This window comes from Streptomyces sp. NPDC008317 (assembly GCF_042955955.1).
Classification (GTDB): Bacteria; Actinomycetota; Actinomycetes; order Streptomycetales; family Streptomycetaceae; genus Actinacidiphila.
Genome location: NZ_JBIBFQ010000001.1, coordinates 405,610 through 424,287 on the forward strand (window position 1 = coordinate 405,610; position 18,678 = coordinate 424,287).

The 18,678-nt window shown below is 71.7% G+C and carries 15 protein-coding genes; 7 read left to right on the forward strand and 8 right to left on the reverse strand.

Features of this window, described 5'->3' with window-relative positions; genetic code table 11:
* Window positions 1–35 precede the first annotated feature (35 nt).
* The 3 genes from ACFY9V_RS01610 (at window position 36) to ACFY9V_RS01620 (ending at window position 3,691) form a co-directional block, all read left to right on the forward strand.
* On the forward strand, window positions 36–1,862 hold the full coding sequence (locus ACFY9V_RS01610; RefSeq protein WP_391158659.1) for an acyl-CoA dehydrogenase C-terminal domain-containing protein: 1,827 nt from the start codon (window positions 36–38) through the stop codon (window positions 1,860–1,862).
* 140 nt (window positions 1,863–2,002) lie between these two features.
* Window positions 2,003–3,295, forward strand: coding sequence for a M18 family aminopeptidase (locus ACFY9V_RS01615; protein ID WP_355339578.1), 1,293 nt, complete (start codon window positions 2,003–2,005; stop codon window positions 3,293–3,295).
* A gap of 159 nt (window positions 3,296–3,454) precedes the next feature.
* Window positions 3,455–3,691, forward strand: coding sequence for a hypothetical protein (locus tag ACFY9V_RS01620; RefSeq protein ID WP_188282515.1), 237 nt, complete (start codon window positions 3,455–3,457; stop codon window positions 3,689–3,691).
* A gap of 48 nt (window positions 3,692–3,739) precedes the next feature.
* Here the strand turns inward: ACFY9V_RS01620 and ACFY9V_RS01625 are convergent, their stop codons facing one another.
* Window positions 3,740–6,814 carry a hypothetical protein gene (locus ACFY9V_RS01625; RefSeq protein ID WP_391158662.1) on the reverse strand — a complete coding sequence of 1,025 codons (3,075 nt, stop codon included), beginning with the start codon at window positions 6,812–6,814 and terminating at the stop codon, window positions 3,740–3,742.
* 99 nt (window positions 6,815–6,913) lie between these two features.
* Window positions 6,914–8,809 (reverse strand): thioredoxin-like domain-containing protein, encoded by a 1,896-nt coding sequence (locus tag ACFY9V_RS01630; protein ID WP_391158664.1) that lies wholly within the window; start codon window positions 8,807–8,809, stop codon window positions 6,914–6,916.
* 39 nt (window positions 8,810–8,848) lie between these two features.
* Here ACFY9V_RS01630 and ACFY9V_RS01635 point away from each other — a divergent pair, with 39 nt between their 5' ends.
* The gene (locus ACFY9V_RS01635; RefSeq protein ID WP_355339569.1) at window positions 8,849–9,343 is read left to right on the forward strand and encodes an LURP-one-related family protein; all 495 of its coding nucleotides are present in this window, start codon (window positions 8,849–8,851) and stop codon (window positions 9,341–9,343) included.
* A gap of 121 nt (window positions 9,344–9,464) precedes the next feature.
* On the opposite strand, the gene ACFY9V_RS01640 is transcribed toward ACFY9V_RS01635, so the two are convergent.
* On the reverse strand, window positions 9,465–10,268 hold the full coding sequence (locus tag ACFY9V_RS01640) for a carbon-nitrogen family hydrolase (RefSeq protein WP_355339566.1): 804 nt from the start codon (window positions 10,266–10,268) through the stop codon (window positions 9,465–9,467).
* 133 nt (window positions 10,269–10,401) lie between these two features.
* Between ACFY9V_RS01640 and ACFY9V_RS01645 the strand changes: the two genes are divergently transcribed.
* Entirely contained in the window at window positions 10,402–11,226 is an 825-nt protein-coding gene (locus ACFY9V_RS01645) for a maleylpyruvate isomerase family mycothiol-dependent enzyme (protein WP_355339563.1), read from the forward strand.
* An 88-nt stretch (window positions 11,227–11,314) separates the two neighbouring features.
* Here ACFY9V_RS01645 and ACFY9V_RS01650 read toward each other — a convergent pair whose 3' ends face one another.
* On the reverse strand, window positions 11,315–12,649 hold the full coding sequence (locus ACFY9V_RS01650) for an MFS transporter (RefSeq protein WP_391158667.1): 1,335 nt from the start codon (window positions 12,647–12,649) through the stop codon (window positions 11,315–11,317).
* Window positions 12,646–13,326, reverse strand: coding sequence for a GntR family transcriptional regulator (locus tag ACFY9V_RS01655; protein ID WP_355339557.1), 681 nt, complete (start codon window positions 13,324–13,326; stop codon window positions 12,646–12,648). The genes ACFY9V_RS01650 and ACFY9V_RS01655 overlap by 4 nt, the downstream gene beginning before the upstream one ends.
* Before the next feature lie 125 nt (window positions 13,327–13,451).
* On the opposite strand from ACFY9V_RS01655, the gene ACFY9V_RS01660 reads away from it, so the two are divergent.
* Window positions 13,452–14,090 carry a methyltransferase domain-containing protein gene (locus ACFY9V_RS01660; protein ID WP_391158669.1) on the forward strand — a complete coding sequence of 213 codons (639 nt, stop codon included), beginning with the start codon at window positions 13,452–13,454 and terminating at the stop codon, window positions 14,088–14,090.
* Window positions 14,091–14,313: 223 nt separating this feature from the next.
* Here ACFY9V_RS01660 and ACFY9V_RS01665 read toward each other — a convergent pair whose 3' ends face one another.
* Window positions 14,314–14,955 carry a TetR family transcriptional regulator gene (locus ACFY9V_RS01665; protein WP_391158672.1) on the reverse strand — a complete coding sequence of 214 codons (642 nt, stop codon included), beginning with the start codon at window positions 14,953–14,955 and terminating at the stop codon, window positions 14,314–14,316.
* 110 nt (window positions 14,956–15,065) lie between these two features.
* On the opposite strand from ACFY9V_RS01665, the gene ACFY9V_RS01670 reads away from it, so the two are divergent.
* The gene (locus tag ACFY9V_RS01670; RefSeq protein ID WP_391158675.1) at window positions 15,066–16,004 is read left to right on the forward strand and encodes a zinc-binding dehydrogenase; all 939 of its coding nucleotides are present in this window, start codon (window positions 15,066–15,068) and stop codon (window positions 16,002–16,004) included.
* A 111-nt stretch (window positions 16,005–16,115) separates the two neighbouring features.
* On the opposite strand, the gene ACFY9V_RS01675 is transcribed toward ACFY9V_RS01670, so the two are convergent.
* A complete protein-coding gene (locus ACFY9V_RS01675; RefSeq protein ID WP_391158677.1) occupies window positions 16,116–17,201 on the reverse strand; it encodes a hypothetical protein in 1,086 nt (361 codons plus the stop codon).
* A 167-nt stretch (window positions 17,202–17,368) separates the two neighbouring features.
* Entirely contained in the window at window positions 17,369–18,163 is a 795-nt protein-coding gene (locus ACFY9V_RS01680; RefSeq protein WP_391158679.1) for an MHYT domain-containing protein, read from the reverse strand.
* Window positions 18,164–18,678 lie beyond the last annotated feature (515 nt).

The window sequence follows — 18,678 nt, forward strand, 5'->3', positions numbered from 1 at the left end:
CACGACCACCCCACTTGCGATACGGAGCCGACGTCATGGGCCACTACAAGTCGAACCTCCGCGACATCGAGTTCAACCTCTTCGAGGTGCTCGGCCGCGACCAGCTCTACGGCACGGGTCCGTTCGCCGAGATGGACGTGGAGACCGCGAAGGACGTCCTCGCCGAGCTGGCGCGCATGGCGGAGAACGAGCTGGCGGAGTCCTTCGCCGACGCCGACCGCAACCCGCCGGTCTTCGACCCGAAGACCAACACCGCCCCGGTGCCCGAGTCCTTCAAGAAGAGCTACCAGACCTTCATGGACGCCGAGTACTGGCGGCTCGGCCTGCCCGAGGAGATCGGCGGCACCACCGCGCCGCGCTCCCTGATCTGGTCCTACGCGGAGCTGGTGCTGGGCGCCAACCCCGCCGTGTGGATGTACTCCTCCGGCCCGGCCTTCGCCGGAATCCTCTACGAGGAGGGCACCGAGGAGCAGAAGAAGATCGCCGCGCTCATGGTCGACAAGCAGTGGGGCTCCACCATGGTCCTCACCGAGCCCGACGCGGGCTCCGACGTCGGCGCGGGCCGCACGAAGGCGGTCAAGCAGGACGACGGCACCTGGCACATCGAGGGCGTCAAGCGCTTCATCACCTCGGGCGAGCACGACATGTCCGAGAACATCATCCACTACGTGCTGGCCCGCCCCGAGGGCGCGGGACCCGGCACCAAGGGCCTGTCGCTGTTCATGGTCCCGAAGTACGAGTTCGACTTCGAGACCGGCGAGCTGGGCGAGCGCAACGGCGTCTACGCCACCAACGTCGAGCACAAGATGGGCCTGAAGGCGTCCAACACCTGCGAGATGACCTTCGGCGACGGGCTCCCCGCCAAGGGCTGGCTGATCGGCGAGAAGCACGACGGCATCCGGCAGATGTTCCGGATCATCGAATTCGCCCGCATGATGGTCGGCACGAAGGCCATCGCGACGCTCTCCACCGGCTACCTGAACGCGCTGGAGTACGCCAAGGAGCGCGTGCAGGGCCCGGACCTCGCGCAGTTCATGGACAAGACCGCGCCCAAGGTCACCATCACCCACCACCCCGACGTCCGCCGCTCGCTCATGACGCAGAAGGCGTACGCCGAGGGCATGCGGGCGCTGGTGCTCTACACCGCCTCCGTGCAGGACGCCATCCAGGTCGCGGAGGCGGCCGGTGAGGACGCCACGAGGCTGCACGGGCTCAACGACCTGCTGCTGCCGATCGTCAAGGGCTACGGCTCCGAGAAGTCGTACGAGCAGCTCGCCCAGTCCCTCCAGACCTTCGGCGGCTCCGGGTACCTCCAGGAGTACCCGATCGAGCAGTACATCCGGGACGCCAAGATCGACACGCTCTACGAGGGCACCACCGCCATCCAGGGGCAGGACTACTTCTTCCGGAAGATCGTCCGCGACCAGGGGCAGGCCATGACGGCGCTCAGCGAGGAGATCAAGAAGTTCCTCGCCGAGGCCACGGGCGGGGAGGACCTGGCCGCCGCCCGCGACCAGCTCGCCAAGGCGGCGGTGGACCTGGAGGCGATCGTCGGCGCCATGCTCACGGACCTTTCGGCCACCGAGCAGGACGTCCGCTCGATCTACAAGGTGGGGCTCAACACCACGCGGCTGCTGCTCGCCTCCGGTGACGTGGTCATCGGGTACCTGCTCCTGCGCGGGGCCGGCGTGGCCGCCGAGAAGCTCTCCGGGGCCTCCGCCAAGGACGCCGCCTTCTACGCGGGGAAGGTCGCCGCCGCGAAGTTCTTCGCCGCCAACGTCCTTCCCGGCGTGGGAACGGCTCGGTCCCTGGCCGAATCCGTCGACCTCGGCCTCATGGACCTCCCGGAGGACTCCTTCTGACCCGCCCACGGGGACTCCTTCTCACCCGCCCCGGCGGGCAGTCCGGTGGTCGCCGGACTGCCCGCCGGGGCGGGGTTGCTCGCGCAGCTCCCCGCGCCCCTCACGGGGCGAGCCATATGGCCGAAAACTAAGCTGAGGGCATGAGCTCTCAGCGTCCGGCGTTTGGCCGTAAGCACACCGAAGATCTGGCCGCCTTCGTGCAGGCGAGTCCGACGCCGTACCACGCGGTGGCGACCGTGGCGGAGCGGCTGGAGGGGGCCGGGTTCCGGCGGGTGACGGAGACGGAGAAGTGGGGGGCCGAGCCGGGCGGGCGGTATGTGCTGCGCGGGGGCGCGGTGGTGGCGTGGTTCGTGCCGGACGGCGCACGGCCGGAGACACCGTTCAGGATCGTCGGCGCGCACACGGACTCGCCGAATCTGCGGGTGAAGCCGCGCCCGGACATGGGGTCGCAGGGCTGGCGCCAGGTGGCGGTGGAGATCTACGGCGGCCCGCTGCTGAACAGCTGGCTGGACCGGGACCTGGGCCTGGCGGGCCGGCTGACGCTGCGCGACGGCAGTACGCGGCTGGTCGCGACCGACCGCCCGCTGCTGCGGGTGCCGCAGCTCGCGATCCACCTGGACCGGGGCGTGAACGACGGGCTGACGCTGGACAAGCAGCGCCACCTCCAGCCGGTGTGGGGCCTGGGCGACGCGCAGGACGGCGACCTGATCGGCTACCTCGCCGAGCGGGCGGACCTCGACCCGGAGGACGTCGTCGGCTGGGACCTGATGACGCACGACACACAGCCGCCCGCCTTCCTCGGGCGCGACGAGGAGCTGTTCGCCTGCCCCCGGCTGGACAATCTGCTGTCGGTGCACGCGGGCGCCGCCGCGCTGGCCGCCGCGGCGGGCGGCCAGGACCTCACGTACATCCCGGTGCTCGCCGCCTTCGACCACGAGGAGAACGGCAGCCAGTCCGACACCGGCGCCCAGGGCCCGCTGCTCGGCAACGTCCTCAGCCGCTCGGTGCACGCGCGCGGCGGCGGCTTCGAGGAGCGGCAGCGCGCGCTGGCCGCGAGCGTCTGCGTCTCGTCGGACTCCGGCCACGCCGTGCACCCCAACTACGCCGAGCGGCACGACCCGACGCACCACCCGCGCGCCAACGGCGGCCCGATCCTGAAGACCAACGTCAACCAGCGGTACGCCACCGACGGCACCGGCCGCGGCGTCTTCGCGGCGGCCTGCGACACCGCGGGCGTCCCCTACCAGCACTTCGTGTCGAACAACTCGATGCCCTGCGGGACGACGATCGGCCCGATCACCTCCGCCCGGCACGGCATCACCACGGTCGACGTCGGGGTGCCGATCCTCTCGATGCACTCGGCCCGCGAGATGTCCGGCGCCGACGACCCGCATCTGCTGGCCAGCGCCCTGACGGCCTTCCTGGCGGCCTGACTCCGGGGCCTGCTTCCCGGGGCCTTCCGGGGCCTGCTTGCGGGCCGGGGCCGCGCCCCGGCCCGCCCGCGACCCGATGCGCCTGCTTGTGCCCCGAGGTCCGGGGTAGGCGCTGCTTCAGAACGCCGGAGCACAACTAGGCCAAAGGAAGCGGTAATTGTGGGCATCGGAGGCTGCATCATTCTGATCGCGGTCGGTGCGATCATCACGTTCGCCACCGACTGGCACGCCAAGGGCGTCAACATGGATCTGCTCGGCCTGATCATGATGGCCGTCGGCATCATCGGACTCGCCGCTTACGTCAGCATCTTCAAGCGCCGCCGGATTCCCCCGACGGCCGACGGCGACATCCCGCCCGTCGAGGAGCGCTACTACCCGGGTGACCGGCGGTACTGACACCAGGCCAGTACCACCGGCGTTCTGACGTGAGGTCAGCCCCGGATCTCAGAACAGCGACTTGTACATCTGCCAGCCCGCGCCGAGCCTGACGCGGGCGGCAAAGCCCGGCTCGCTGTCGCGGCCGTCGTAGCGCCACAGGTCGCCCGCCGCGTCACGGGCGACCAGTCCGGTGAGGTACGCCCCCCGGACCGGCCGGATTTCGCCGACGCCCACGATCGAGTTGTAGATGTTCCAGCCGGACCCGATCTTCACGCGCGGCCCGAAGTGCCCCTTGCCGTCGCCGTCATAGGCCCACAGCACCCCGGACTTGTCCCGGGCCAGAAGCTGACGGCCGTAGCCGACGGATTCGGAGTGCTGCGAGCCGATCAGCAGGTTGTACGTGTTCCAGCCGCCGCCGATGAGGGTACGCGGCCCGAACCTGCCGTTCCGGTCGGCGGCGTAGAGGTACAGGCTGCCGGACGGCGTACGCGCCACGAGGTCCGCGCGGCCGTCACCGGTCAGGTCGCCGACCGAGGCCAGCGCGTCGTACGCGTTCCAGCCGGGGCCGATGAGCGTGCGCGGCTGGGACGGGGTGAAGTTCGTGCCCGCCTTGCCGTCGTAGCGCCACAGTTGGCCCGAGGCGTCCCTGACCAGCAGGTCGTTGACCCGGTCGCCGCCGAGGTCGCCGTAGGGCACGTACAGCGAGGACGTCGGCCAACCGGACGTGGAGCGCGCCGCGTTGACATTGCCCTTGCCGTTGCCCGCGCGCAGGTCCAGGCGGCCGGACGGGGTGAGGCCGAAGAAGTCGCCGGTCCCGTCACCGGTGAAGTCGTGCACGCCCGCGGCGCCCTTGACGACGATCAGGCCGGTGAGGGAGAGCCCGCCGGGGCCGCCGTCGGCCGGGGGCGCGGTCAGCGTCCAGGTGTAGCGGCCGTTCTTGACCCACGCCCCGTCGGCGCCCTTGAGATTCCAACTCGCCGACACCTGCGCGCCCGTGGAGCCGCGGCGGGTGGCGACCGTCCTGCCCGCCTCGTCCGTGACCGTCAGGCTCCAGCCCGCGACGGGCCGGGACAGCGTCCACCTGCCGTACCAGTCCTCGGGGTTGTCCAGGACGTCGACGACGGCCGGGCCGACGTCGCTGCTCAGCACCGACACCGCGCTGCGCGGTATCGAGGTCAACGGCTGCACGTGGAAGCGGTGTTGCGCATCGACGTACGCGACACCGCCGCCGTACTTGTCCACCGTCCACGTCACGCCTCGGTCGTCGGCCAGGTCGCTCGCTGCCAGTTCCGCGAGGTTGCTGCCGACGGCCGAGCCCGTGTGCACGTCGGTGAGCATCAGACGGCCCGCCGTCGTGTCGTGCCGGACGACGTAACCGTCGCCCAGCAGCGCGGTCCCGGTCGGCACCGGCACGTTCTTGCCGGTCGTACGGTCGTGCACCCCGGCGCTGGTGCCGCACGACCAGTACAGCCAACGCCCGTCCGCCTGAAGCTCCTTGGGCACGCACGGCGCGCCCGTCTGGACCGTGGCGCCGTACGTCCGCCGCTCCAGGTCGTACGGGCGGACGGTGCCGGTGGCGCTGCCGGGCACCCACAGGGTGCGGCCCCACAGCGCGGAGGCCGTGACCGGGCCATCGAACAGGGTGCCGTCGTAGCGGAGGTCGAAGACCTTCTGCCGCGCGGGAGTGCCGGTGTGCACCACGACGTACGGTCCCGCGGCGTCGGTGACCGTGCCGGGCGCGCCGAGGAAGACGGCGCGCGAATCGGTCGGGGACGGCGGCTGGGGCACGGTGATGATGTTGGCGGCGGAGAAGGCCACGGTGCCGGTGCCGGTGCCCTGGAGGTGCACGCAGGCGACGCCGGAGCCGCAGTCGGCGGGCTTCGGACCGTAGCTCCACAGCAGTTCGGGTTCCGACACGGCGGGCGCCGGGCCCGCGGCCACATCGCGCCGTACCAGGGCCGGGTAGGGCCGGGTGGTGTCGGAGTACGCCAGCCGCCCGGCGCTGTAGGACAGTCCGTAGACCGTGGCCGCGACCGGCGGCAGCGTCTTGAGGTCGGTGACGGTCGCGTCGGCGCCGTCGGCCGCGGTGATCCGGCGGACCGCCCAGTCGTCGGGTCCTGTGCCGCCCTCGACCAGCACCGAGCCGTCGGGCGCGGTCGCCATGTCCGTGGCGACCTTGGCCAGCAGGGTCCGCGCGGGGCCGCCGCCGACCGGTACGGCCCGCAGCGGAAGTCCCGCGGACTGGCTGTCCGTCGACCGCTCCAGCACCAGGACGCGGTCCCCGGTGACGGCGAGCTTCGGCGTACCGTCCCGGCCGTCGGTGGGCAGCGGCGTCTTCTCGACGGGGGCCGTCGGGTCGTCGAGCCGTACGGTGTACGCCGTCGTGGCCGCGCCGCCGTACGCCAGCACCCGGTCCCTGCCGAGGACGACGGTGGTCTGCTCGGCGGCGGGCACGTCGGCGAGGATCGCGCGCAGCGTGCCGGTGCGGTAGTCCAGCAGGTAATTGTGCGCGGTGCCGGGCGCGGCGCCCGAGGTCAGCCGCAGGACGGCGTGGTCGCGGTTCTGCGCGAGCAGGTCGGGCCAGTCGGGCACGGCGGTCCCCGGGGGCAGCCCGGTGACGGTCAGGTCGGCGGAACCGTCCTTGCCGTCGCCGATCACGTGCAGCGCGGCGAGCGTGCCGTCGGCGGCGGTCTCGCTGGTGAGGACGCGGTCGAGGCTGAAGCCGAACGGCACCCAGCGCTGGCCCGCCGGCGCGGTGACCGTGCGGAAGGTGTTGGTGTCGTAGTCGGTGATCGTCACCGACTGGGACGGGAAGTTGCGGATGAGGTGCGCGGACAGGCCGGTGTTGGCCAGGGGCGTGGGATCCGGCAGTACCGGGCCCTCGCTGCCGTCCGCCGGATTCACCCAGTGGGCGCCGTTGGCCCCCCTGACCAGGTATCCGTCGTTCCCGGCGGTGATCAGCGGCTCGCTCTGCGGCAGCCACCGCGAACCGGCGGGTATGACGGTCTCCTGCGACGCGGTACCGGACGGCGTACCGTCCGCGTACGCCGTGCCGCCGGTGGCGGCCGGGGCGAGCCCGGCGGCCATGACGACGACGGTGGCCGCCGCGACGGAGCCGCGTGTGAGAGCGCGACGAGGCACTCGGTCCCTCCCCAGGTGACGCTCCGCCCCCCGGCGGATCAAGAGTGATGGCCGGAGCTTACTCACCGCCCGGGCACGCCCGTACGGCGCCTGTACGCCTTACGCGTCCAGGCCCGCCAGGACCAGCGCCAGCCGGGAGTCGCCGTCGGCGCCGACGCGGACCGGGACGCCCCAGTCCTGCTGGTGCACGTGACAGGCGGGGTAGGGGTTGGCCGGATCGTCGTCGCAGGACGCGGCCATCGCGGAGACGTGCAGGACGCCCTCGGTGACGGACGGGTCGAGGACCAGGTCGCGGAAGAGGTCGGTGCCCTTGCCCGCGCCCTCCGCCAGGAGTTCCGGCGGGGTGGCGCTGACCAGCAGCCGCGTCGAGGGCCCGTACCGCTCGTCGAGCTTCTGCCCGTCGGGCGCGGTGAACACCACGTCGAGCCGGAAGGCACCGGCCGCCACGTCGGTCGCGTCCCGCTGCGTACGGTGGGCGACGGCCTCCACGCGGACGGCCTCCTCCGGCAGGTGCATCCGGGTCAGCCGGTGCCCGGCGGACTCCACCACGACGATGTCGCCGTCCACGACCACCGCGTCCGAGGGCTCGCGCAGGTCGGTCGCGAGCGTGGTGACCTCGCCGGTCACCGGGTCGTAGCGGCGCAGCGCGTTGTTGTACGTGTCGCTGACCGCGACCGAGCCGTCCGGCAGCGCGGTGACGCCCAGCGGGTGCTGGAGCAGCGCCTGCCCGGCGGGGCCGTCGCGGTGGCCGAAGTCGAACAGGCCGGTGCCGACGGCCGTACGGATGATGTAGCGGCGCGGCTCACCGCCGTCACCGCCTGCCGCGTCCGGGTCGTCGTCGGCGCGCTCGACCCAGCGCAGCGCCGAGGTCTCGGAGTCGGCGATCCACAGCCTTCCCCAGCCGTCGGCCGGGGGCGCCCCCGCCTCGCCGCGCTCCGGCGCCGCCGCGAGGCCGGACGGCTGGGCGAACCACGCCTGCGCCGCGTGCCCGTCCACCAGCCCTTCGTTGGTCGTGCCCGCCGCGACCCGTACGGTCTCCGTCGCCGGGTCGTACGTCCAGAGCTGGTGCACGCCCGCCATCGCGATCCACACCCGGTCGTCGAACCAGGCCACGTCCCACGGCGAGGACAGGTCCACCTCGCGGGCCGGGCCGGACGTCGGGGAGCCCTGCCACCACTGCTTTCCGGTGCCCGCGACCGTCGTCACGTGCCCGGTGCCCAGGTCGACGCGGCGCAGCGCGTGATTGACGGTGTCGGCGACGATCACGCTGCCGTCGGGCAGCAGCGTCAGCCCCTGCGGCTCGCTGAAGCGGGCCGTCTCCGCGTTGCCGTCGGCCAGCCCGCGCGTGCCGGTGCCGATCCGCCGCACCACGCTCTCGGCGTCCGCCGCCAGCTCCACCAAGGCGTGCCGGGTCGAGTCCGACACCAGGAAGTGCCCGGAGCCGGGCAGCGCGAGCGCCTTGCCGGGGAAGCGGAGGTCGGTCGCGACCGGCTCGGGCGGTACGTACGGGCCGTCGCCCCTGCGCAGGGTGCCCTTGGCCGCGTGCTCCTTCTCCAGCGCCGTCACGAGCTGCTCCAGCGCGTGCGCGTGCCCCTCGCCCGCGTGCTGCGCGACCACGTACCCCTCGGGGTCGATCACCACCAGCGTCGGCCAGGCCCGTACGGCATACTGCTTCCACGTCGAGAGCTGCGGGTCGTCCAGCACCGGGTGGTGCACCTCGTACCGCTCCACCGCGTCCACGACCGCCTGGTGCTCGGCCTCGTGCACGAATTTCGGCGAGTGCACGCCGACGATCACCACCGTGTCCCTGTGCCGCTCCTCCAGGGCCCGCAGCTCGTCCAGGACATGCAGACAGTTCACACAGCAGAACGTCCAGAAATCCAGAATGACGATGCTGCCCCGCAGGTCAGCGAGGGTCGGATGCTTGTCGCCGGTGTTCAGCCAGCCGCCCTCGCCGGTCAGCTCGGGCGCCCGGACACGTGCACGTGCAGTCATATCCCCATCCAACAGCATCCGCCGGGGTAGGCATTCCCTATGAAATACGTGGTGCGAGAGAAGATGTTCGCCATCGGTGACGACTACTGGATCGAGGACGAGCACGGCCGCAGGGCCTTCTACGTCGACGGGAAGGTCCTCCGGATCCGCGACACCCTCGAACTCCAGGACCCGGACGGCAACGAGGTCGCCGTCATCCGCAAGAAGCTGGTGTCCCTGCGGGACGCCATGACCATCGAGCGCGACGGCGACGTCCTCGTCACCGTCCGCAAGAAGCGCCTCCACCTGCTCCGCGACGTCTTCCGCGCCGAGCTCGCCTCCGGCGAGGAACTCGAAGTGCGCGGCGACATCATCGACAAGGAGTTCGACATCGAGTACGAGGGGGAGCGCCTCGCGCGCATCTCCCGCAAGTGGTTCACCCTCCGTGACGCCTACGCCATCGACATCGAGCGCGAGGACGCCGATGCCGCGATGCTGATCGCGGTGGCGGTGTGCGTCGACCGCATGGTCGACAAGGAGCACGAGGACGAATAGCCCTGCGCAGGGCGGCGACCCGGTCTTTCCGGGGCGCCGCCCCTGTGCCCGAACCTCGCGCGGGTGGGTGCCCGCAGCGCCCCTGAAAGATCGGCGGGCCCCTCTCGCGGCCGGACAGGCCCTAGCGGGGCTTCGGGGTGGGGACTCCGAGGACGCGGTCGCGGAGGACGGGGAAATCGGCGCGGGTGACGTCCACGCGGAAGACGTCGACCTCGGCGGAGAGCGCCTGCTCGGCGGGCCCGGCCTCGGCGACGATCTCACCCCAGGGATCGACGATCATGCTGTGCCCGGCCTGCTCCACCCCGGCGTGGGTGCCGGCCGTCCCGCAGGCGAGGACGTACGCCTGGGACTCGACGGCGCGGGCGCGCACCAGCAGCCGCCAGTGGGCGAGCCGCCGCGCGGGCCAGCCCGCCGGAACGACCAGCGTCTGCGCCCCGGCGTCGAGCAGCAGCCGGAACTGCTCGGGAAAGCGCAAGTCGTAGCAGGTGGCGAGGCCGAGGACGGTACCGGGGACGCGGGCGGTGACGATGTCGTGCCCGGAGGACATGAGGACGGCCTCGCCCTGGTCGAAGCCGAAGCGGTGGATCTTGCGGTAGACGGCCGCGAGAGCGCCGTCGGGGGAGAAGAGCAGCGAGGTGTTGAACAATTCGCCGCCGACGACGTCGCGTTCGACGATCGACCCGGCGTGCAGCCACACCCCGGCGTCGCGCGCCGCCGCGCTCATCACCTCGGCGGTCGGGCCGCCGTCCGCCGTCTCGGCCTCGGCCGCGAAGTCCTCCGCGGCGAAGGCGCCGACCGGCCACAGTTCGGGCAGCACGACAAGATCCGCGTCCGCGTGGGCACGTACCATCGCCGCCACACGGTCGCGCCGCGAGGCGACCGATTCCCTCTGGTCCACGTCGATCTGAAGAAGCGTTGCGCGCACTCGGACACCGCCCATACGTTGGGTCGTCAAGCCGGGCCTACCATCGTCACTCGAAAGCACTGCGTGGGCGCCCGCGCGCAGCGTAACTTAGGCGCCAACCGCCACGACCGCGCACCGACCGTCGAGGGGTCCCGTGACCGTCCACAGCAAGCTCCAGCCGTATATCGACGCCTGGACCCACTCCATAGAATCCGTCAACGAACTGGTGACGCCGCTGCCCGACGGCGCGTGGAACCGCCACACCGAGTGCCCGTACTGGTCGGTCCGCGATGTCGTGTCCCACATCATCGGCTTCGAGTGCGAGCTGCTGGGCGACCCGCGCCCCATCCACACACTTCCCAGCGACCTCCGCCACATCACCAGCGAGACGGCCCGCTACACGGAGGTCCCGGTCGACATCCGCCGCCACCACACGGCGCCGGAGATGACGTCCGAGCTGGAGTACACGATCATCCGCCGCTCGCGGCAGCTCAGGAACGAGTCGCGGCAGCCGGACGCCGAGGTCCGCGCGATCGGCGGCGGCGAGGTCACCCTGGAGGAACAGCTCTGGGGCCGCGTCTTCGACGTGTGGGTGCACGAGCAGGATCTGCGCCGGGCCCTCGACGCCCCGGGCAACCTCGCCTCCCCCGCGGCCGTACTGGCCCGTGACTACCTCCTGCGCTCGCTGCCGAAGCTGGTCGCCGAGGACGCGGGCGCCAAGCCGGGCTCCGCGGTCGTCTTCGACGTGCACGGACCGCTGGAGTTCATGCGGACCGTACGGGTGAACGCCGAGGGCCACGGCAGCATCGACTCGGCCGTCTCGCTCGGCCCGGCCGTCACCTTCGTCGTGGACTGGGAGACGTTCCTGCGGCTGCTCACCGGCCGGGCGCGTCCGGCCGCGCTCGCCGACCAGCTCAAGATCGAGGGCGACCGGCAACTGGCGGACGCGATCCTGTCGCACATCGCGGTCACGAAGTAGCGCCCGGCGCCTCGGGCGCCGTTCCCGGATCACGGCGCGCCCGCCATGAACCCCGCCGCCGTACAGCGTCGTACGGCCGCGCCGGGCGTCAGTCGGAGGTGACCGCCGCCGGCAGGCGGTGCACGCTCTCGACGCGGCTGACCGCGATCCGCTCCCGCTCCAGCCGTTCCGCACGGCGGCGGAGCCGGAGGATCTGGGCGGTGCCGACCGCCTGGAGCACGAAGACGCTGCTCCAGGCGATCCGGTAGTCGTCGCCGGTCGCGTCCAGGAGCAGGCCGACGGCGAGCAGGGTGAGGACGGAGGCGGTGAAGCCGCCGATGTTGACGATCCCGGAGGCGGTGCCGAACCGCTCGGGCGGGTTGGCGGGGCGGGCGAAGTCGAAGCCGATCATCGAGGCGGGCCCGCAGGCGCCGAGGACGACGCACAGGGCGACCAGCAGCCACATCGGGTCCTGGCCGTGGCCGCCGCCCCAGGCGAGCGTCGTGGCCCAGGCGGCGGCGGTGGCCGCGATCACGCCGAGGGTGAGCGGCATGCGGGCGCCGTGGTGGCGGGAGATGAGCTGCCCGAAGACCATGCCGAAGAACATGTTGGCGACGACGACGAGCGTGAGCAGCCCGCCCGCCGCGCCGCGCGAGAGCCCCTGGTCCTCGACGAGGTACGGCAGCCCCCACAGCAGCAGGAACACCATGCCGGAGAACTGGGTGGTGAAGTGCGTCCACATGCCCAGGCGCGTGCCGGGTTCGGCCCAGGAGGCGGCGATCTGGCGGCGTACGTACGTCAGGCCCGCGTGCTCGGCGGGCGCGGGTTCGTACCCCTCGGGGTGGTCCTTGAGGAAGAGGGCGACCAGGACGAGGACGAGCGCGCCGACCAGGGCGGTGCCGAGGAAGGTCGGGGTCCAGCCCGCCGAGTGCAGGACGCGGGAGAGGACGACGGTCGAGACGAGGTTGCCCGCGACGCCGAACAGGGCGGCGCCCTGGGCGATCATCGGGCCGCGTCTGGCGGGGAACCAGCGCGAGCCGAGCCGCAGCACGCTCACGAAGGTCATGGCGTCGCCGCAGCCCAGCACGGCGCGGGCGCCGAGGGCCATGCCGTACGAGTGGGACAGCGCGAACGCCCCCTGGCCGAGGGTGAACAGCACGGCGCCGAGCAGCAGGACCTTCTTCGTGCCGAGCCGGTCCACCATCAGCCCGACCGGTATCTGCATGCCCGCGTAGACCAGCACCTGGAGGATCGAGAAGCTGGAGAGCGCGGAGGCGCCGATGTGGAAGCGGTCGGCGGCGTCGATGCCCGCGACGCCAAGGCTGGTGCGGTGGACGACGGCGACGAGGTAGACGGAGGTGCCGACGCCCCAGACGAGGGCGGCACGGCGTCCGCCGGGCGGGTCGCCCGGCAGGACCTTCTCCGGGGCCGGGCTCCGGCTCACGACTCGCCCCTGGCGAGCACCTTCACCCACGAGACGTGCCGGTCCACGACGTCGGCGGCCGTGTCGGCCGCGCCGTCCCTGAGCGCGTCCAGGATCTCGGTGTGCTCCGCGATGTTCTTCGCCACCCGGCTCGGCTCGGCGTGCATGGTGGCCACCCCCATCCGCAACTGACGGTCCCTGAGCTGGTCGTAGAGGTGCGCGAGGATACGGTTGCCCGCCGCGCGGACGATCTCCGCGTGGAAGCAGCGGTCCGCGACGGCGAAGGCCGCCAGGTCGCCGGTCTCCGCGTGCCCGCGCTGCTCGGCCAGGGACTCCTCCAGCCGCGCGATGAGCCGCGGCGGCACCGCCCCGACCACCTTGGCCACGGCGTGCTGTTCCACCAGCAGCCGGGTCTCCACCACGTCGGCGATCTCCTGCGCCGACACCGGCAGCACCAGCGCGCCCTTCTTCGGGTAGAGCTTGATCAGCCCCTCCGCCTCCAGCCGCAGCAGCGCCTCGCGCACCGGCGTGCGCGAGACCCCCACCGCGTCGGCGAGATCCCCCTCGGTGAGCAGCGTGCCGCCCTCGTAACTCCGGTCCAGGACACCGGACTTGACGTGCAGATAGACCCGCTCGGCGGCGGGCGGCGCCTTGACGGCGGGGCCGGGCGCGGCGACGGTGAGAGTGCTGGCATCCATGATGCACGCATCATAGATACAACAGCTGAGGGGACGGTACGGGCGTCCGGGATATGGACATGCCAGGAGCCCGTCGCGCAGGGGCGCTTCGGCGGCGGCGGGCCGCGGGACTACCGTCTCGGAGCATGACTGCGGACGACTGGCTGGCGGACACCCGAACCTCGTACGACACGGTCGCGGTGAGCTACGCGGACTTCGTACGGGAGGCCCTGGACGGCGCGCCGGCCCTGCGTACGGCCCTCGCTCTGTTCGCCGCCGAGGTCACCGGCGCCGGGGGCGGTCCCGTGGCGGACGTGGGCTGCGGTCCCGGCCATGTCACCGCCCACCTGCGCGGCCTGGGCGTCGACGCCTTCGGCATCGACCTCTCCCCCGGCATGGTCGACGTGGCCCGCTCCGACCACCCCGGACTCCGGTTCGAGGTCGGCTCGATGACCGCCCTCGACCTCGCCGAGGCGTCACTCGCCGGCCTGGTCGCCTTCTGGTCGCTGATCCACGTCCCCGACGACGAGGTCCCGGCCGTCCTCTCCGGCTTCCACCGCGTCCTGCGCCCCGGCGCCCCGCTGCTGACCGGCTTCCACACCGGCTCCGTCTCCCGCCTCAAGACGGAGGGCTACGGCGGCCACCCCATGAAGGTCCACGTCCACAAACGCCCGCCCGCCCGGATGACCGCCTGGCTCCAGGAGGCCGGTTTCACGGTCGCGACCGAAACCCTCATCGCCCCCGACTCCCCCACCCCCGCCGCCCTCCTCCTCGCCCACCCCTGACTCCCGGGGCGGCCATCCGGCTCCGCGTCCCCGTGCATCCGGCGGTAAAAGAGCAGGTCACAGCACCGATCTACCAGTCCGGGAGAAAGTAGTAGATCAGCGGTAGTCAAGCGGTCCTGATGTCCCTCGCGCTTCGGCTGGCTCGCGCTCACCGTCGCAATACGGCCGCCGCCGCGGGACAAGGGGACCACAGGAGGTCGCCAAGCGGCGGCGGAGCCTCCGTTCAGCCTCGCGTCACGCCGTCCAGGACGGCCTGGAAGGCGTCGGTGACCGGGCGCAGGTCCCGGTCGAGCTCGTCGATGTCGACCGCTTCGGCCCCGGCGTCGTCCCCGCGCGCCTCCGCCGCCCCGGCCCACCGCCTGAGCACCGCGACGTAGGCCGCCTGTACGGCGCCGCCGATCGCGGCCGGGACGGGGTCGCCCGCGTCGAGGCCGGTGCGCCCGGCCACGTACCCGCTCACCGTCTCGCCCCAGACGCGCCAGTGCGCGGCGGCCTCCGCGACGAGCGCGGGGTCCCGGTCGAGCACGCGGAAGCGGTCGAGCCACGAGTCCGGCGCCGCCGCCTGCGAAAGCCGCGTGGACCGGACGACCGCCGACCGTACGGCCGTCATGACGGGTACGTCGTCGGCGTCGCGAAGGGCGGCCCGCAGCCGCTCGACCGCGCGGTCGAACTCGCCCCACACGATCCCCGCCTTCGACCCGAAGTAGCGGAAGAGCGTCGAGCGCCCGACACCGCCCGCGGCCATGATCGCCTGGAGCGTCGTCGCCTCGTAGCCGTCGCGAAGCAGCAGGTCGAAGGCGACTTCCTCCAGGGCTTCGCGGGTCGAGGCGGGCGGTCGCCCGCGGCTCCTTCGGGAGGTGGTCATCGCCCGAGCGTAGTGGAGGAGTATTTTTGGGATGAGGTACCAATATTCTTCCGGGTGACCGCCGACATCAGCGCGGCCCCGCCGGGAGCCCACCGTCCAAGGAGCGGAAAATGCGCGCATGGCAGTTCACCGACATCGACAAGCCCCTCACCCTCAGTGAGGTCCCGGCCCCGGCACCGGACGCGGAAGAACTCGTCGTGCACGTCCGCGCGGCCGGGCTGTGCCACAGCGACGTCGGGTTTCTCGACGGCACGCTGACGCCGCTGCTCCCGTTCCGGCCGATCACACTGGGTCACGAGATCGCGGGGGTCGTCTCCGCCGTGGGCTCGGACGTGACGCGGTTCGCCGTGGGCCAGAAGGTCGTCATCCCGGCCGCCATCGAGGGTCCCGGCACATCGAAGAACGGCGGATTCGCGGACGAGGTCGTCGTCCTCGAACGGCTCGTCGTCGCGCTGCCGGACGGGGTGCCGTTCGACCAGGCGGCAGCCGCCACCGACGCCGGGCTCACCTCGTACCACGCGGTCTCCGTGCAGGGGAGGGTCACCGCCGGCTCCCGCGTCGGGATCATCGGCCTCGGCGGGCTCGGCTCGCTCGGCGCCCAGACCGCGCTCGCGCTCGGCGCGACGGTGTTCGTCGCCGAGAAGAACGAGCGCGTGCACGACTTCGCCCGCTCGCTCGGCGCGGAGAAGGTCGCGGGCGACATCACCGACTTCGCGGGCGAGAACCTCGACGTGGTCGTCGACTTCGCCGGGTTCGGGACGACCACCGACGGCGCGATCCACTCCGTACGCCGGGGCGGCCGTATCGTCCAGGTCGGCCTCGGCCGCGCGCGCGGCGAGATCGACCTTCAGGCGCTCACCCTGAACGAGGTCGAACTCGTCGGCTCCCAGGCCGGATCGAAGGAGGACTGCGCGGCGGTGCTCGACCTCGTCGCCGAGGGGAAGCTGTCGTCGCGGGTCACCGAGATCGGATTCGAGGAGATCGGCGAGGGTGTCGGGCGGCTGGAGCGCGGCGAGGTGATCGGACGGCTGGTCGCCGTCTTCGGGTGATGTCGTCCCGTACGGACAGCGGGAGGGACGGACGGGCGGACGCGAGGCGGCGGGCGGCGGGCGGCTCAACGGCCGCCGCCCGCCGTACTGTCGGCGCGGACGCACCGTCCGTCAGACGGTGCTCATCGGGGTCGCGTCCACGCTCGTCGTCTGCTGTTCGAGGCCGTAGACGGTGGGGGTGCCGCTCGGGGCGATCACGCCCACTTCCATCTGCATCTCGTGGTTCACGACCTGGTACATGTGGTCGCTCGCGCCCTTCTTGACGAACGGCTTGAGCCGCTTGCCGAGGGTGATGTACGAGGTCAGGTCTTTGGCCAGTGACGTCTCGTCGACGGCGCTGTCGTTGAGCACGAGGGCCCCGCCGTCCTTCGTGCGCAGCGCGTACGTGGTGCCGACGCGCGGGGCGGCCTTCTTGTAGTCGTTGTACGCGTGGCCGTCGAGGCCGTTGAGACGGTTGTTGTACGCGGAGATCGCGTTCTCGCGCGCCTTGGTCCGCGCCAGCGGGGTGTCGGCGCCGCCGGTCACGTAGAGGTCCGCCACCAGGTCGGCCAGGTCCGCGGGCGCGGTGCCGCCGATCTTCGCCGTCGGCTCGGCGACCCGCGCCAGCCCGTCCGCGTCCAGGGCGATCTCCGGGATCTTCTTCTGCTCGTCGCCCGAGAAGTCCTGGGAGTTGACCGCGCGCCAGCCGTCGGCCGTGTGCTTGAAGACGATGAAGCGGGTGCCGGTCGTCCACGGCGCGCCCGGCTTGCCGTCCTTCAGCTCCGCGCCCTGCGCCCTCACCATGAACCAGTCCGTGTTGGCCGCGGCCGGAGGGATGTAGAACGCGCGGTTGACGTACACGAAGCCCGCCAGATTCGCCTTGACGTTCTTCTGGTCGAGGCCGGACGCCTGCGTGAAGTAGCCCTTGTCGAAGGCGAGCATGGCCCCTGCCTCGGCCTTGGCGATCAGCGCCGGGCTGAGCTTCGCGTTCGCCTCGTTGTTGAGCGCCTGATACGTGTCCACGATCTTGTTCGCCTCGGCCACGGTCAGCAGCGGCGCCGCCTTCTTCCCGCCCTTGCCCTTGCCCGCGTCCCCGCTCTTCTCCGTGGACGTGTCCGACGTCTCGTCCGACGACGAGCCGCCGCACCCGGCGGTCAGGACGAGACACGTCGCCGCGAGGCCCGCCGCCAGCGCGACGCGGTGCTTTCGGTTAACCATGAGTCCCTGCTTCCCCGTGAACAACACTTCCCCGTAACGGCCTCGGGCCGCCGGAACCCGGTCCACGCTACCGAGCGGGCCGCGTCGGCCCGCTGGTGGGGCTGCCGGGACGACCGGGGAGGGCGGTTCGTACGCGTCCGGACGTCCGGACGTCTGGGCGTCCGGGCTCAGGACGGCCAGTCGCCGTGGGTCGTCGCGGGCTGGGGCGGGGCCTGGCGGACGGGGGCCGGATTGTCGGCGGCCAGCTCCTCGGTCGGGTTCATCAGGACCGCGAAGGCGACCACGAAGACGATCAGGCTCAGGCCCGCGATCAGAGGCAGGACGAAGGCGGAGGCCGAGACGCCCGTGGTCGGGTCGGTGTGGTCGGTGATCGTGGAACTGACCGCCGCCATCCCCGTGTAGTGCATGCCGCTGATCGCGAAGGCCATGACGAGCGCGGCCCCGGTGATGAAGAGCGGGCCGCGCGCGCGGAGCGTCGCCCACAGCGCCGCCGTGGCGGCCACGATGGCGATGACGATCGACATGGCGACGGTGGAGCCGTCGTAGCTCATCGTGCCCGGCATGATGATCGCCGCCATGCCGAGGTAGTGCATACCCGCCACGCCGACCCCGGCGAGCAGGCCGCCCGCCAGCAGCGACGGCCAGGACGAGTCCCGGCCCGCCACGTAGATCCCGACGCCGACGACGCCCACCGCGAGCACCCAACTCAGCACGGTCAGCGTCACGTTGTAGCGCAGCGTCACGCCCTGGACGTCGTAGCCGAGCATCGCGACGAAGTGCATGCCCCAGATTCCGGTGCCCAGCGCGACGGCTCCCGATCCGAGCCAGCTCTTTCCCCGCCCGAATCCCACGAGGTGCAGCCGGGACGAGCAGGCCAGGCCGAGCACGGAGCCGACAAAGGCGATCACGTAAGCGAACGTCGGATAAAGGGAGTTGGACCAGAGCGGTTCGTGGTGTTGCATTTGAGCGGCCCTCTCAGGATTTTCCTGCCTGCTGAGTGAAGTGACGACAGCGCAGGCCGGAGAGGCACGCGCGCACAGGTGTACGACCTTGTATCACCTATACGGCCATTCGGCGATATTGATCTTCAAAATTGGTACACAGCGGGGACGCGTGGGGCTCGATATCACTCATGCGCAATTCGAGGCACCCCGAGGCCGCCTCACCGAGGCAAGTTTTCGCCCCTTCCGGCCAAGATCAACTTTCTCTCGCCGCAACCTGCCGCCGTCCCGTCGTTTCCCGCCCTGACCAGCCCGTCCCCCGCCCTGCCGACCGGCCGCCCCGCCCAACTCACCTTCCTTGCGCACCACTTCGCGGCGCCCGAGCCTGTCCGGTTCCCACCGGTCCGGGCCTCATCGCCCCTCCCGAATAGCCGATTTACCCCCATGCGCGGTCACATGCATGATGCGCCTCCCGCCCCGAGACGATTCCCGGCATATTCGTTTTGCCATATCCTCGACGTCATATGCCCGTTCGG

What these genes read in the sequence shown, in the direction of transcription:
- ACFY9V_RS01610 (WP_391158659.1), top strand. Translation starts at nt 36, where the DNA reads ATGGGCCACTACAAGTCGAACCTCCGCGACATCGAGTTCAACCTCTTC.
- ACFY9V_RS01660 (WP_391158669.1), top strand. Translation starts at nt 13,452, where the DNA reads ATGACTGCGGACGACTGGCTGGCGGACACCCGAACCTCGTACGACACG.
- ACFY9V_RS01635 (WP_355339569.1), top strand. Translation starts at nt 8,849, where the DNA reads ATGAAATACGTGGTGCGAGAGAAGATGTTCGCCATCGGTGACGACTAC.
- ACFY9V_RS01680 (WP_391158679.1), bottom strand. Translation starts at nt 18,163, where the DNA reads ATGCAACACCACGAACCGCTCTGGTCCAACTCCCTTTATCCGACGTTC.
- ACFY9V_RS01630 (WP_391158664.1), bottom strand. Translation starts at nt 8,809, where the DNA reads ATGACTGCACGTGCACGTGTCCGGGCGCCCGAGCTGACCGGCGAGGGC.
- ACFY9V_RS01670 (WP_391158675.1), top strand. Translation starts at nt 15,066, where the DNA reads ATGCGCGCATGGCAGTTCACCGACATCGACAAGCCCCTCACCCTCAGT.
- ACFY9V_RS01675 (WP_391158677.1), bottom strand. Translation starts at nt 17,201, where the DNA reads ATGGTTAACCGAAAGCACCGCGTCGCGCTGGCGGCGGGCCTCGCGGCG.
- ACFY9V_RS01655 (WP_355339557.1), bottom strand. Translation starts at nt 13,326, where the DNA reads ATGGATGCCAGCACTCTCACCGTCGCCGCGCCCGGCCCCGCCGTCAAG.
- ACFY9V_RS01665 (WP_391158672.1), bottom strand. Translation starts at nt 14,955, where the DNA reads ATGACCACCTCCCGAAGGAGCCGCGGGCGACCGCCCGCCTCGACCCGC.
- ACFY9V_RS01615 (WP_355339578.1), top strand. Translation starts at nt 2,003, where the DNA reads ATGAGCTCTCAGCGTCCGGCGTTTGGCCGTAAGCACACCGAAGATCTG.